The 13,755-nt window shown below is 60.6% G+C and carries 11 protein-coding genes; 4 read left to right on the forward strand and 7 right to left on the reverse strand.

Annotation, left to right across the window (positions count from 1 at the left end):
* Positions 1 to 946, forward strand: a 946-nt coding sequence (locus tag ABI_RS17325; RefSeq protein ID WP_083811549.1) for a 2-oxo acid dehydrogenase subunit E2, incomplete at its 5' end; no start/stop codon positions are given.
* Between the two features lie 14 nt (positions 947 to 960).
* On the forward strand, positions 961 to 2,361 hold the full coding sequence (lpdA, locus tag ABI_RS17330) for a dihydrolipoyl dehydrogenase (protein ID WP_006274350.1): 1,401 nt from the start codon (positions 961 to 963) through the stop codon (positions 2,359 to 2,361).
* A gap of 657 nt (positions 2,362 to 3,018) precedes the next feature.
* Here the strand turns inward: lpdA and ABI_RS17335 are convergent.
* The 7 genes from ABI_RS17335 to ABI_RS17365 all read right to left on the reverse strand — a co-directional run bounded on the left by ABI_RS17335 (position 3,019) and on the right by ABI_RS17365 (position 12,017).
* Positions 3,019 to 4,332 (reverse strand): PepSY-associated TM helix domain-containing protein, encoded by a 1,314-nt coding sequence (locus ABI_RS17335; RefSeq protein WP_006274351.1) that lies wholly within the window; start codon positions 4,330 to 4,332, stop codon positions 3,019 to 3,021.
* A gap of 1 nt (position 4,333) precedes the next feature.
* Complete coding sequence (locus ABI_RS17340) at positions 4,334 to 6,409, reverse strand: TonB-dependent receptor family protein (protein WP_006274352.1); 2,076 nt, start codon at positions 6,407 to 6,409, stop codon at positions 4,334 to 4,336.
* Between the two features lie 56 nt (positions 6,410 to 6,465).
* Positions 6,466 to 6,858 carry a hypothetical protein gene (locus ABI_RS17345; RefSeq protein WP_050808342.1) on the reverse strand — a complete coding sequence of 131 codons (393 nt, stop codon included), beginning with the start codon at positions 6,856 to 6,858 and terminating at the stop codon, positions 6,466 to 6,468.
* A gap of 52 nt (positions 6,859 to 6,910) precedes the next feature.
* Positions 6,911 to 8,452 carry an AMP-binding protein gene (locus ABI_RS17350; protein ID WP_006274354.1) on the reverse strand — a complete coding sequence of 514 codons (1,542 nt, stop codon included), beginning with the start codon at positions 8,450 to 8,452 and terminating at the stop codon, positions 6,911 to 6,913.
* A gap of 338 nt (positions 8,453 to 8,790) precedes the next feature.
* Positions 8,791 to 10,617 carry a M56 family metallopeptidase gene (locus tag ABI_RS23875; protein ID WP_006274355.1) on the reverse strand — a complete coding sequence of 609 codons (1,827 nt, stop codon included), beginning with the start codon at positions 10,615 to 10,617 and terminating at the stop codon, positions 8,791 to 8,793.
* Positions 10,614 to 11,009, reverse strand: coding sequence for a BlaI/MecI/CopY family transcriptional regulator (locus ABI_RS17360; RefSeq protein ID WP_050808343.1), 396 nt, complete (start codon positions 11,007 to 11,009; stop codon positions 10,614 to 10,616). The genes ABI_RS23875 and ABI_RS17360 overlap by 4 nt, the downstream gene beginning before the upstream one ends.
* A gap of 54 nt (positions 11,010 to 11,063) precedes the next feature.
* Positions 11,064 to 12,017, reverse strand: a complete 954-nt coding sequence (locus tag ABI_RS17365) for an alpha/beta fold hydrolase (RefSeq protein WP_157138979.1) — start codon at positions 12,015 to 12,017, stop codon at positions 11,064 to 11,066.
* Between the two features lie 163 nt (positions 12,018 to 12,180).
* Between ABI_RS17365 and lipA the strand changes: the two genes are divergently transcribed.
* Both lipA and ABI_RS17375 read left to right on the forward strand, forming a co-directional pair.
* Positions 12,181 to 13,137 carry a lipoyl synthase gene (lipA, locus tag ABI_RS17370; RefSeq protein WP_006274358.1) on the forward strand — a complete coding sequence of 319 codons (957 nt, stop codon included), beginning with the start codon at positions 12,181 to 12,183 and terminating at the stop codon, positions 13,135 to 13,137.
* A gap of 146 nt (positions 13,138 to 13,283) precedes the next feature.
* Entirely contained in the window at positions 13,284 to 13,742 is a 459-nt protein-coding gene (locus ABI_RS17375; RefSeq protein ID WP_040309565.1) for a type II toxin-antitoxin system RatA family toxin, read from the forward strand.
* Positions 13,743 to 13,755 lie beyond the last annotated feature (13 nt).

Consider the following 13,755-nt stretch of genomic DNA (forward strand, 5'->3'; position numbering starts at 1 on the left):
CGCCGCTGCTCCCGCGTCTGCTCCGGCACCGGCCGTATCCGGTTCGCGTATCGCCGCTTCGCCGCTGGCGCGTCGTCTGGCAACCATGGCCGGACTGGATCTGAAGGGCATCACGGGCTCCGGCCCGCATGGCCGGATCATCAAGCGCGATATCGAAGAGGCCCAGAAGGGCGGCGCTAAGGCGCCTGTCGCGGCCGCTGCGTCGACCGCCGAACCGCGTAAGGTCCAGAGCCTGGAACAGATGGGTATCCCAGCCGGTTCCTACGACCTGGTTCCGCTGGACGGCATGCGCAAGGTCATCGCCCGCCGGATGACCGAGTCCTTCCGCGACATCCCGCACTTCCCGTTGACCGTCGACATCGAACTCGACGCCTTGCTGGCAGCGCGTGGCAAGATCAATACGGCACTGGAATCGCGCGGCATCAAGGTTTCGGTCAATGATATGATTATCAAAGCCGTAGCCCTGGCACTTAAACAAGTACCTGAAGCCAATGCCTCCTACACGCCCGAAGGCATCGCGATGCACCACAATGCCGATATTGCGGTGGCCGTGGCCATCGATGGCGGCCTGATCACCCCGATCGTGCGCAAGGCGGAAACCAAGTCGCTGGCCGAAATCTCGAAGGAGATGAAGGACCTGGCGCAACGGGCGCGTGACCGCAAGCTGAAGCCGGAAGAGTTCCAGGGTGGCACCTTCTCAGTGTCCAACCTTGGCATGTTCGGTATCAAGACCTTCACCTCGATTCTGAACGAGCCGCAGGGCTGTATCATGTCGGTCGGCGCCGGAGAGCAGCGAGCGGTTGTTCGCAATGGTCAATTGGCTGTGGCCACCGTGATGTCGGTGACCCTGACTTGCGATCACCGAGTGGTCGATGGCTCGATCGGAGCCAAGTTCATCAGCGCCTTCAAGCCGCTGATCGAAGATCCCATCAAGATGCTGGCGTAAGGGACTGATATAACATGGCTTATGATCTCGTTGTTATCGGTTCTGGTCCTGGTGGTTACGAAGGCGCCATCCGCGCCAGCCAAAACGGACTGAAGGTCGCCATCGTCGAGCGTGAACTGCTGGGCGGTATCTGCCTCAACTGGGGCTGTATCCCGACCAAGGCTCTGCTCAAGTCGGCCGAGGTGTTCGATAAAATCAACCACCTGTCCGACTATGGCCTCACCGGCGAAAAGCCTGGCTTTGACTTTGAGAAGGTGATCGGCCGTTCGCGCGCGGTGGCCAAGCAACTCAATGGCGGCGTCGGCTACCTGATGAAGAAGAACAAGATCGATGTGATCGAGGGCTTCGCGACGCTGGAACCCGGCAAGGACGCCCCCAAGGTGGTGGTCAAGCTCACGGCCGGCGGCACCAAGGACGTCGAAGGGAAAAACGTCATGCTGGCGGTTGGCGCTCGGGCCCGGGAAATCCCGGCCATCGGCGCCGTATCGGATGGCGATCGCATCTGGACCTATCGCAATGCGTTGACGCCCAAGAAGATGCCGAAGTCCCTGGTAGTCATTGGCTCTGGCGCCATCGGCATCGAGTTCGCGAGTTTCTATCGCTCGCTCGGCGCTGACGTGACCGTGATCGAAGCCCTGGATCGGATTTTGCCGGTTGAGGATGTCGAAGTTTCGGCCGAAGCGCTCAAGGCCTTCGAAAAGCGCGGCATCAAGTTCCGTGTCGGCGCCAAGGTGATCAAGGTCGAAACGACCAAGGACGGCGTGGCTGTCGCGGTTGAGATTGCCGGCAAGACGGAAACCCTGGCGGCAGAAGGCTGTATCGTCGCGGTCGGGATCGTTGCGAATACGGACGGCATCGGCTTGGAAAAGCTGGGCGTCGAGATGGACCGCGGCCACGTCAAGAACGACAGTCATGGCAAGACCAACGTGAAGGGCCTGTTCGCTATTGGCGACTGCGCCGGACCACCTTGGCTGGCGCACAAGGCATCGCACGAAGCGGTGCATGCGGCAGACTATATGGCCGGGCGTAAGCTGTCGAACCTGAACCCACCGATCCCGGGCTGTACCTATGCAACGCCGGAAGTGGCCTCCGTCGGTATCACCGAGCAGGGTGCGAAAGAGAAGGGGCTGGACGTGAAGATCGGCCGCTTCCCATTCAAGGCCAATGGTAAGGCGATCGCGGCCGGCGAGTCTGGCGGTTTCGTCAAGGTGATCTTCGACAAGAAGACCGGCGCTCTTTTGGGCGCCCACCTGATCGGCGCGAACGTCACCGAGATGGTTCAGGGCTTTTGCCTGGCGATTACCATGGAAGCGACTGAGGAAGATCTGCAGGGGACGGTGTTCCCGCACCCGACCATGTCGGAAGCAATTTTGGAAGCGTCGCTGGACGCTGACGGCAGAATGATCAACCTGTAATGGGGTTTGGGGCCTGCGGCCCCAAGTCTTTCCTTTACCAAAAGAAAAGCTCGGCCCCCTTTTTGGCCGGGCTTTTCTTTTGGTTTGGGAGGACGTGGCCACAGCCTCATGCGTATTGCAAGTTACCGTCATCCACTTGCGGTTTAAAAGCTAAGTCACTTTTATTCCAAAAGCTTTTCTACCCTTCGCTTCCCGCTGATATGACATCTTCCTATCTCTGCCCACCACGTCCCGGGATGTGATCCTGCCGTTCGTATTATGTCTCACGCGAAGGCGCGAAGTACGCGAATAGACATCGACACGCCCAGCGCCGAAAGCGGACACCAATGGAATGTCGTCGGCTGGGCCGGACAGGACGTCGAAGCGTCGCGTCCTTCGCGTCCTCGTGTAAGACATACTCCCAGCCAATTGGTGCAATCCCCCCTTACGCGGTCGTGACATAAAAGCCGCATCAATCGCCTTATATGCAACGGTCGCCTTTTCTTTCGGCGACCTATCCCTATATATCGTCAGTGAACCGAACAAAGCCTTTGGCCATCAGGGCACTACCTTATTGAAACCTAAAGGTTAAATTCATCGTTTGTTTATCTTGCCGGTGGCATGCTTATCGGGTTGTTTGTGCAGGAGTTTGTACCGTGCAGTTGTTGCGTTACCTGATTATGTTGTTAACCCCAGCCACGCCCTTGCGGCACTGATCCGACGCAGGATCAGTCGCTCGATTAGCGCGATTGCCACGAGGCTGATCCCCAAAACCGGCAGGCACACCGCCAGGACCAGGATGAGCACGGCCAGACCCGGCCCCAGACGCTCATCCGGCAAGAGCGCAGGCGCGCCCAGGCTATTTTTTGGACGCCTTTGCCACCACATGACCACCGCGCTGGCGCAAAGGGTGAGCAGGCCGGTGGCCGTGAGCAATCCCAACAACTGATTGACCCAGCCGAACAGGCGGCCTTCGTGGGCGGCGATGCCGACGCCGACAACCTGATCCACGACCTTCTTGTCTTCGAAACCTTCGCGACTGATGACCTCCAGCATTTGCGGCTCAATCATCAGGCTGACGCGTTCCAACGGTGAGCCGGGTTCGGCCGACAACTTCCACAGACTGCCTTTGGCGGGCGCCGACAGGATGAGCGGCGGCGGCAGCTCCATCCCGCGGGCCATATCCGCCATGCCATCGAGTGGGCTCAGATTGACGGGGGCCTGGTTTTCGGCCTTCGCGGCAGCTCGTTCGCTGGCGCGGCCCTGTGTCCACGACTGGGTGACAGCCGGTTGCCCAAGCTTACGGATTTCTTTGAAGGCGCTGCCCCAGACAAAGGTCCACGGCAGTCCGCTGATCAACAGCGCCAATGCGAAACCCGACACCCAGATGCCTGTCACCGCATGGATATCGCGCCAGAAGATGCGCTTGCCCAGGCCGAACCGGGGCCGCAGAACACCGGCCAGCCCCCTGGCCTGACGTGGCCACCACAGATACAGGCCAGTCAGGATCATGACAATCGCCCAGCACGCAGCGAGCTCGACAATGACCTCACCGAAACGGCCGCTGACTAGTTCGCCATGGATGGTCTTAACCACCGCCATAAAGCGATCGTTTTCAGCGACTTGTTTCAGGATGCTTAAACTTTGCGGATGGACGTAAACCCTCAGTTTCTCACCGCCTTTTTGCAGGGTGACCCGCGCAGCATCATGGTCGTTGGCCCGTATTTCCACAGCCTTGAACACCGCGCCTGGCACGGCGGCTTGGGCCGCACGCACCTGTGCCGACAGCGGTTGCGCCGTGCCGGCGAACACAAGGTTATCAAACGGCGCGTCGAAGGCAGCCTCTATCTGCGGTTTGAACAGATAGATGGGACCGGTGATCGAAAGAATGATGATGAACGGCAAGCAGACCAGGCCGGCATAGAAGTGCCAGCGCCAGATCATGCGATAGTCGATAATGGCCTTTCGGGCCTGGTCTGCGGCCTGTTGCATGTCAGCCTCCCGTCAGCCGGATACCGACAAAGACCGCGGGGCCTTCGCCGGGCCAGAAGACCCTTTGCGACGACGCGGCGACCTTGGTGAAATCGGTGACCGCATTGACGCTGGAAACATAACGCGTGTCAGCGAGATTGCGAGCATCGATAAAGACATCGACAGACTTGCTCACCTTCTTAGACAGGCTCAGGTTCCAAACCGTATAGCCCGGGGCTTGCTTGGTGTTGGCGTAATCGACCCAAACCTCCGACGGCACCCATTCCACCGATGGCGCGACCTTCCAGCCGTCGCGGTTGAAGGCCAGTTCGGCGCGATAATAGTGTTCCGGTATGACGGGCAGGGTGGCGTCACCGTAGGTCTTATCGCCGTCGAAATGGAAATCCGACCAGGTGTAGGTCTGGCGCAAGGTGGTTTCCCATCCGCTCACGGCCCCCATCTTCCAGTCCAGAGCCGCTTCCAATCCTTGGTGGACGGTGTGCTCAGCATTGAAGCTCGCCGCCGGAATATCGGGCGACACGATGAAGTTCAGCATCTCGCCATCGATCTGCGCGCGATAGACGGCCAGGTCCCAGATCAGATGCGCGCTGCGGCCACGTGTGCCGACCTCGAACGTTGTGGCGTCCTGGAAGTCTACCGGCGTAAACTGGGGCAGGGGGGACTGCACCAGAGCGCCATAAGTCGGCGCCTCGACAGACCGCGTCAGGTTGGCGAACACCTGATAACCCTGTTCGTTTTGCCACAACACGCCAAAGCGTGGTGCGAACCAGTCGAAACTCTTGTCGGCATTGTTCGCCGCGTTCAGCCGGTTGGTGTAATTCCGCTCGGTCCAGCCATAGGATCCCCCGGCAATCAGTGCCAGTTCGTCACTGACAAACAGCCGGCCTTCACCGAACACATCCCAACTGGAAGCATTCTGCGCTGCCAGCCCGGTCTGCGCACCCGGCGAACCATTGGCGTTGACGTAGTTTTGGACGTCGGTCAGACCAGCGCGATAATTGACGCCAGCAAAGACATCAGCGCGGCGGCTGAACAGAGACCCCTGACCGTCGAAGCGGGCAAAGGCACCGTAATTCTGGTAATTGTAGTCGATATAGACGGAAATCGGGTGGATCAAGTTCTTCCACGCCGCGTAAACACCGGCATTTAAGCGCCAGTTATCATTGAGTTTCCAGTCGGTCTGGACCGTCGACCTGATCGACACGACATTGCGGCCGTATTTCAGATCAGGATAGTTGGCGGCCGTCGTCGCCGTCGGCGAGTTCAGCGCCTGATCCAAAGTCAGACCGCCGGCGATGCGCTGATCCAGGTCATTGGCCTGTAGGATCAAACGTATGGACCGGTCCTCGCCAAAAGTCCTGCCGGCATTGACCGTCAACCGCTTGGCTTCCTGCTGCGAGTTGTCACGCCAGCCATCGGCCTTGGTTGCGGTCGCGGCGACGTACAGGTCGTAATCGCCCAACACATCGGCATAGGCCACATGGCCACGCAACGTACCGAAAGATCCTCCCTCAACCCGCACCAGACTGCGATAGCCGGCATTCAGGCCCGTCGGAGTGACGTAGTTGACGGCACCACCCAGTTGCGCCCCGCCGAACCGCAGCGCATTGGCGCCCTTATAGACCTCGACATAGCGGACGCTGAGCGGATCCATCTCCTGGAAGTCGCCCGAGCCGTCGGCCTGGTTCACCGGCACACCATCGATGGCCAGCCAGGAACCGCGATTGTGCGCCGAATTGCCAATGCCGGAGCCGCGGATCGAAAAGCGGCCATCCTCGCCAAACTTCTTCTGGGCGAAGACACCGGAGACGCTTTTCAGCGTATCGAAAAGCCCCAGGGCATAGCTGTTGTCATAGGATTCGCGGGCGACCACGGCGACGGAGCCGGGCGTCCGCGACAGCCTGGCGCGCGTTTGCCGGACCGGCGCGGGATCATCGGGGTTGATGCGGCCGGTGACGATGACCGTGTCGGATTCGGTTGCGGTCTCTTCGGCATGCGCCACAAACGGGATCAGCGGCAGGACCGACGCCGTCGCAAGGAGTATGGCGACGAGCGCCTTCGTTTTCAGGGTTTTCACAGTATGTATCCGTTTCAAAAAGCAAGCAGGGGCGCGCCGTTCGGCACGCTACGAGATCAGGCTTGATTTTGACACGGAGGGCCGCAGGAATGCGGGCGCGGTGGCGCACGGGCCTTGACAGGCGAGCGGCCGATATCGGGTTCCAGGTCCGCGTAGGTAACGGTGTAGATGGCAGGTTCGGAGGCAATCGGCGGGGTTTGGATGCCCGTAATTGAAGCCAGGACGCAATCGGCGCACTTCAGCCCCATGACGTCCGATTTGTCGGTCCTGGCGGTGGCCGATTCCAGCGTGTCGTCGTTACACATGACGGGCGTGCTGTGGCCCATGGACAGGGCGAGCGCCTGAACCGGGAAGAGCGCTTGCGAAACCAGGGCGAAGATCACGGCAAAACAGGCCCAGAAGCGCACTTCCGGGACCAGTTTGCGGATCAAGGGAGATGCCGTGGTCATCGCGCCGCTTTGGACGACGTCACGGCAAGTGTCAAGGGTCTCAATGTCGCACTCAAGCGGCGCGAGCTTCGACCTCGGCCAGTTTCTGCAGAGTCACATAGTCCGTCTTGCCGGACCCCAAAACCGGTACGGCATGGACCTTGACGATCTTCTTCGGAACAGCCAGGGCCGGGGTGCCGTTCTTCTTGGCGTGATCCGTCATGCTGGCGACGTCAGCGTCGGGACGATCGGTGATCAGGATAAGGCGCTCGCCCTTCCTGTCGTCGGCAATCGCAACGACGGCGTGGCGGCTATCCGGCCACACGGCTTCGGCCAGGCGTTCGACGGCCGTCAGAGAGATCATCTCGCCTCCGATTTTGGCGAAGCGCTTGGCGCGGCCAACGATGCGGACAAAACCGTCCTCGTCGATGTTCACGATGTCGCCCGTGTCGTGCCAGCCATCAATGGGCGCCTCTACCAAATCCGGAGATTCCAGATTAAGATATCCGGCCATGACGTTGGGGCCTTTGACAAAAAGCCGGCCGCCCTCTTTGATTCCTTCGACCGGATCGAGGCGGTATTCCATACCGGGCAAGAGTTGGCCGACTGTGCCGAACCGGTTGTCCTCGGGGTCGTTGACCGCCACCACAGGTGAGCATTCCGTCACGCCGTAACCTTCGACGATTGGCATGTCGAACAGAGCGTGGGTTTCTTGGCGCACCTTTTCGGCGCCGCAGACCACGAACTTCAGGGTCGCGAAGTCTTCCTTGTCGCCATTGCGGGCGTACTGGTTGACGAAGGTGTCGGTCGAGAAGAGCAGCGACGCATGGGTCGACTTCAGCAGTCCGGGAATCTGTTTGACGTGCAGCGGCGACGGGTACTGGAAGCTGCGCATGCCGGTCAAAAGCGGCAAGACGACTCCGCCGGTCAGGCCCAGCGAATGGAAGATCGGCATCGGGTTGAAGGCCACCCAGTCGGGGCTGAGCGTGATGTGCGCCTCGATCTGACGCGTATTGGAGACCAGGTTCGCTTGGGTGAGCACGACACCCCGCGGTGTCCCGAAGCTGCCTGAGGTGAACAGGATGACGCCGGGATCTTCCGGCCGCGTCTTCTTAATAAAGAGATGCGGCATTTTGGCCGCGAGGAAGGCCTTGGCCTTGTCCAGCGGGCCGATCTCGCCGCGAATGTCGTCCAGGTACAGGATACGGACATACTGGCTCATCGATTCGACGAGGTCTTCCAGCTTGGCCTGCAGGACGAAGCGACGGGAGGTGACCACGGTCTTGATCTGGGCAACCTGCGCGGCTGCGCGGACATTGGCCTGACCCGCGGTGAAGTTGATCATCACCGGCACCCGACCCAGGGCGTGTAGCGACCAGAAGGACATGGCACCGCCGACCGATGTCGGCAGCATCAGGCCGACACGCTGCTCCGGGATATGGCGTTTCAACAGTCCGGCCAGGGCGAAGATGCCGGCGAGAAACATCGTATAGCTCAGGGGCTTGCGCTCCTGGTCTTCGATGATCACCTTGCTGGAACCGTATTTGGCTTGTGCCTTGAGAAAGGCATCGAACAGCGACGAGTTACACTCATCGGCATTAAGTGGGCGCTTCATGCGCTCTGAACTCCCCTCGGGTAACGGTCGCCGGGGGCCACCGCCCGCGATCCTTCCCGTGCCCTGGTTGACACCGCTTCGATCAAGCCCCTGATCCGAAGCAGCAATTGGAGTGCATCATAGACGATCCGCGGAGGCGGTAAAGTCTGATTTACGTAGCGGCGCCATTGAACAACAGGTCAAGGGCCGTAGTGACGGCGGTAATCGCCAACTTCATCAAAAAGTCAAACAGATCGGCGTCCATCTTCATCATCCATCTTACATACGGGGATGCGGGCGGGGGGAACCGCTGGCCGGTTGGGGGACGGCCGGCGGTACGCTTTACAGAACAATGCGACTTAGCTGCCGACTTTCACGCCTACCGTCGGAGCGACGCGGACGGTGACTGCCGTTCGGACGGAGGGTGCCGGCGCAGGCACTCCTTTCAGCAGGATGACCGGCGCAGAGGCGGTGGCGACGTCGGCGACCACGACCACGCGGCTGACAGCCTTTGCCTTGACCGGCGTCTCCGCCATGGCCACCTTGACGGTCTTGAGTTTGACCGGCGGCGCGGGCGGGGCTGGAACCGACGGCATGGCAACCGGGGCAGCGGGGGGCGGGGGTACCATGTCGTCGGAGCTGGCCAGAGGGGCCGGCACTTCATGGAAGGCTTCCGGCGCAGGAGGCGGCGTCATGCGGCGATGGCGGCGCATGTCATCCTTGGCGCGCTGGGCGTCGGCGCGCGCCTGCTCGGCGATGGCCTCGACATCGATCGCCTCAGCGACGGCAATATCGGCTTTGTGATTGGCCAGATCCGCCCGAACCTGGGCTGCGATCGCATCGGGATCGATGCCGTGATTGTGGATGCCCTGGCGCTCCATATCGGCCTTGGCGCGTTCCATATCGGCGCGGACCTCTTCGGCAATGGCCTCTGCATCGATGTGGCGAGCAGACTCGATGTCGGCCTTGGCGGCCAGGAGATCGGCACGGACCTCGGCGGCTATGGCGTCGGGATCGATATCCTCGAGATTACCTTCAAGCCATTCGCCGTCCTCATTGATGGCCCAAGGATGCTCACCGTACGCAGCGTCCAGAGCGGCCACGACATGCGTAGCGTCGCCTTCAGCATGGTCGTGATCCTTGGCGTCGCAGGTTTCGTCCTCAACAGCCAGCGGCTCCGGGGTCTTGGAACTGGCCGCCACCTGGGCCACCGGGGTGATAAAGGCGGCCAACACCAGGAGAATGACAGGCAGGGCCAGGGCAGCATGAGGCCGTGTCTTGCCGCGAGCCATGGGGGCCTTTTCGCCCAGCATACGGGCAATACGGCCCATCAGGCTCTTGCCTTCGCCCTGGCCGTTCAGCGCCATGGCCAGGCGGGGGGCGCCGCGGCGTTGTTCTTCGAGGCTGAGCAGGGCCGTGGCATAGGTCAATGGGTCGTCGCACGCCTTCAGCGCGGCGTCATCACAGCACAGTTCGCGCTGTTCCCGCAGAACCCCGCCCAGCCACCAGACGGCCGGATGGAAAAAGAAGACGGTTTCGATGACGTTTTGGACCAGATTCCAGGCGTAGTCGGCGCGGCGGATATGTTCCAGTTCGTGCGCCAGCACCGCGTCCAACTGGTCCGGTGTCAGAGCCATCAGGGCCGAAGCCGGAAGATAGACGATCGATCGGAAGGCGCCGATGACGAAGGGACCGGAAATATGGGGATGCAGGCGCAGGCGGACCTTACCGGTCAGTCCGAGGCGACGAACGGCCCAGGCAAAGCGATTTGCGAGTGATTCCGGAACAGGTTGCGCATGTTTCTTTAAGCGATGGATCATGTAGAGGCCCGCCAGGGTCCGGCATGACAGGGCGACCACGCCCAGCAGCCAGGCGGCTTCAACCCAGGGGAGGACGGTTTGCAGGCTAATTGCCTGATCTCCGCCCAGCGCCGGCAGCAGTACCGGGTTGGCGACGGCGACGCCGGCGTCCGGTGTCAGGCGGACGACCTCGTAGATGAAGGTGGCAACCGCCGCTGCGGCCGTGGCCAGCAAGGTGCCAAGCGCCAGGACGTAGCGCGTCTGGCTGCGCATACGCGGTCGCAAAAGATCAGCGGCCTTGTACAGGGCGGCGAGGGCGGCGGCCTGCCAGCAGAAATGCAGGAGGGTGAAGCCCCAGGCTTCAAAGAAGACAACCGGCGACATCATGATTGGCCTCGCTTGCGCTCGATTAGCGCCTTGATAAGTTGCAGTTCTTCATCGCTGGTCGGCTGCATCGACAGGGCGTGCATGGCCAGAAGGGCGGTTGAGCCCGAAAACAGTTTTTCACTCAGGTCGCGCAGCAATTGCCCCTGCATGTCGGCTTCGGCCATGGCGGCGTGGTAGATATGCGCCTTGCCGGCTTCGGTGCGGGTCACCAGACCCTTTTCGGTCATGATCTGCATGGTCTTGAGCGCCGTGGTGTAGCCCATGGGGCGCTCGGCGTTGAGGACTTCGTGCACATCACGCACGGTCGCTTCGCCCTTCGCCCAGAGGACACGGAGAATTTCCAGCTCGGCTTCGGTGGGTTTCTTGGGAGGCAGAGTGTCAGAATAGGTCATGGACGTTATATACGAAACGCTTCGTAATGTGTCAACGAAGTTTTTCGTAGGTCGCTAAATCTTGGTCAGTTCGGTTTGGATAAAGGCGGCAACATCTCTGCCCAGAGCCTGCGGGCCTTCATTCGGCATCACTTCGCATCGGGGCAGGCGGGCGCATAGATTGCTGGCAGCATTGGCCTCGCCGGTCGAATCGGATTTCGGCGCGATAACCCGCACCGCGGCCGGCCGGCGCTTCAGGGCGACCACCGGCAGATGCAAACCGTTCAGGTCGGCATATGCCTTTTTGACCTGCTTTTGCCAGTTGTCACTCTTCACCTTCAGGCGCAGGTCGGGATTGGACATCTGCCAGTTCTGGCCGATTTGTCCCCAATAACTCTTGGGCACGTCCTCGCGATGCCAAATATTGCCCTTGGAAATATCGCCGCCGACATAGGGGTCGTAGCCGACAAAACCGCCGACAGAATCGGATTTCAATACGGTCGACAGGGCCAGTGAATTGATGGCGCTGTACCCTGTGCCGACGACAAACAAAGGCTTGTCTGCCGTCGGCTTGACGATGTCATTGATGAAGCCGGTCGCCGCGACCTGAGAATCCTTGGCCCCGGCGGCAAAGACAGCATCATTTTGCAGCAGGTAGCGGCCGGCACCACCCTGGCCTGGCGCTTCGAACAGCCACACCCCGTAGCCCGCGTCCAGCAACTGGCGCATGACTTCGAAATAGCTTTCGGCGGGGTAATCGGGATCGGCGAGGATGAGCACCTGGGCCTTCGGGTTGACGGGTGGCGAGGCTACGCCGTAGCGGGCTTCCGGAAGGTTTTTGGCGCGATAGGCGCCCCACACAAAACCTTGCGGCGGGAAATACTGCGGCGATAACCCTGGTGGAATCTGGCTGTCCAGAAAAGCCTGACCCGGCTGCATATCCCTGGTCGCGCTCTTGATCTTGTCGCAGCCAGCAAGGCTGGCGGCCGCACAGACGGCAACCACGGTAAAGCGCAGAGTTCTGGACAAGACAAACGGTGACATAAGCCCAGACTATAGGCGAGATTTTCCGGAGGCGCTACCGCGGCCGATCACGCTTTGCAACAATCGTGATGCTTTGCGCGACGGGAATTGACTTGATCTTGCCGGCCTGAAGCGCCAATGAACGAATATACCCTTGTAAGTGAGCCCCATGGTCACCCTGATCAACCGTGTCGACGCCACAGACCGCGAGCTGCGCCACCCCGAAAAGCAGAACCGCCCGGATTCTTCGATTCTGAAAAAGCCGGATTGGCTGCGGGTCAAGGCGCCCGGATCTTCGGGCTACATGGACACCCAGAAGATTGTACGCGAAGCCAAGCTGCACACCGTGTGCGAAGAGGCGGCGTGCCCCAATATTGGCGAGTGCTGGTCCAAGAACCACGCCACCATCATGATCATGGGCGACACCTGTACGCGGGCCTGCGCCTTCTGCAACGTAAAGACCGGCCTGCCGGCGCCCCTGGATGCCGATGAACCGCGACGGGTTGGCGAAACCGTTGCCCTGATGAAGCTGGCCCACGTGGTGATCACCAGCGTCGACCGCGACGACCTGAAAGACGGCGGCGCCGAGCACTTTGCCGAGGTCGTGCGTCAGATCCGGGCGCAATCGCCGGCGACGACGATCGAGATCTTGACACCGGATTTTCTGCGCAAGGATGGCGCGGCCGAGATCGTCATCGATTCCAAGCCCGACGTTTTCAACCATAATCTCGAGACTGTGCCGCGCAACTACCTCAAGATCCGGCCCGGCGCGCGCTACTTCCATTCGCTGCGCCTGCTGGAAAAGGTTAAGGAGCGCGATCCCCAGCAGTTTACCAAGTCCGGCATCATGGTCGGCCTGGGTGAAGCCAAAGAGGAGGTCATGCAGGTTATGGACGACATGCGGTCAGCCGGCATCGATTTTATCACCATTGGCCAGTACTTGCAGCCGACGCGCAAGCACGCTGCCATCGACCGTTTTGTCACGCCGGAAGAGTTCAAGGCCTACGAATCGATCGCCCGCGCCAAGGGCTTTCTGATGGTGTCGTCGTCCCCCCTGACCCGGTCATCGCACCATGCCGGCGAGGATTTCGAAAAGCTGCGCGCCGCGCGCGCCGCAAAGAAGTAGATCAGAAAACGTCGCCAAGGCATTGATCTGGTTCGTTTCCTGTGAGTTCGACGTTTCGTGGCCTTGACAAACACGCTGCAGATGCGAACTTTCGGCCGACGCCGTTGTGACGCAACCCCGCCCAAAGAACTGCCCAAAGAACCGATATGCCCAAATTTCACATCGAACGAGTCTTGCCTTACGACGCTGTCAAACTGTGGGAGATGGTCGGCGATGTTGAGCGCTATCCGGACTTCATTCCCTGGATCACCAGGCTGCATGCCTATAATCATCAGGTCGCTGGAGAAGGCGAGACGCGTTTCGATGCTGATATTAGTGTCGGCTTCAAGATGTTGCAGGAAAAGTTCTCCACGCGTGTCACGCGCGCCGCACCGGGGCTGACGGTCGACATGAATCTTATCCGCGGTCCCTTCAAGGAAATGGACGGTCGTTGGACGTTCACAGCGGCAGAAGGCGGCACCAGGATCGATTTTGACATGGACATGGCGTTTAAGAACCCGGTTCTTAACGCGCTGTTCAAGGCCAATTTCAACATCGCAGTCAATCGGCTGATCGCCATCTTCGAGCATCGGGCCCGCCAGTTGTACGGCGAGGGCGCCGCCTGACTTTAGAGCGGGT

Source organism: Asticcacaulis biprosthecium C19 (assembly GCF_000204015.1).
Lineage (GTDB): Bacteria > Pseudomonadota > Alphaproteobacteria > Caulobacterales > Caulobacteraceae > Asticcacaulis > Asticcacaulis biprosthecius.

Bases quoted from the DNA above. Each gene is read 5' to 3' on its own strand.
- lpdA (WP_006274350.1), top strand. From the start codon at position 961: ATGGCTTATGATCTCGTTGTTATCGGTTCTGGTCCTGGTGGTTACGAA.
- ABI_RS17335 (WP_006274351.1), bottom strand. From the start codon at position 4,332: ATGCAACAGGCCGCAGACCAGGCCCGAAAGGCCATTATCGACTATCGC.
- ABI_RS17345 (WP_050808342.1), bottom strand. From the start codon at position 6,858: ATGACCACGGCATCTCCCTTGATCCGCAAACTGGTCCCGGAAGTGCGC.
- ABI_RS17350 (WP_006274354.1), bottom strand. From the start codon at position 8,452: ATGAAGCGCCCACTTAATGCCGATGAGTGTAACTCGTCGCTGTTCGAT.
- ABI_RS23875 (WP_006274355.1), bottom strand. From the start codon at position 10,617: ATGATGTCGCCGGTTGTCTTCTTTGAAGCCTGGGGCTTCACCCTCCTG.
- ABI_RS17360 (WP_050808343.1), bottom strand. From the start codon at position 11,009: ATGACCTATTCTGACACTCTGCCTCCCAAGAAACCCACCGAAGCCGAG.
- lipA (WP_006274358.1), top strand. From the start codon at position 12,181: ATGGTCACCCTGATCAACCGTGTCGACGCCACAGACCGCGAGCTGCGC.
- ABI_RS17375 (WP_040309565.1), top strand. From the start codon at position 13,284: ATGCCCAAATTTCACATCGAACGAGTCTTGCCTTACGACGCTGTCAAA.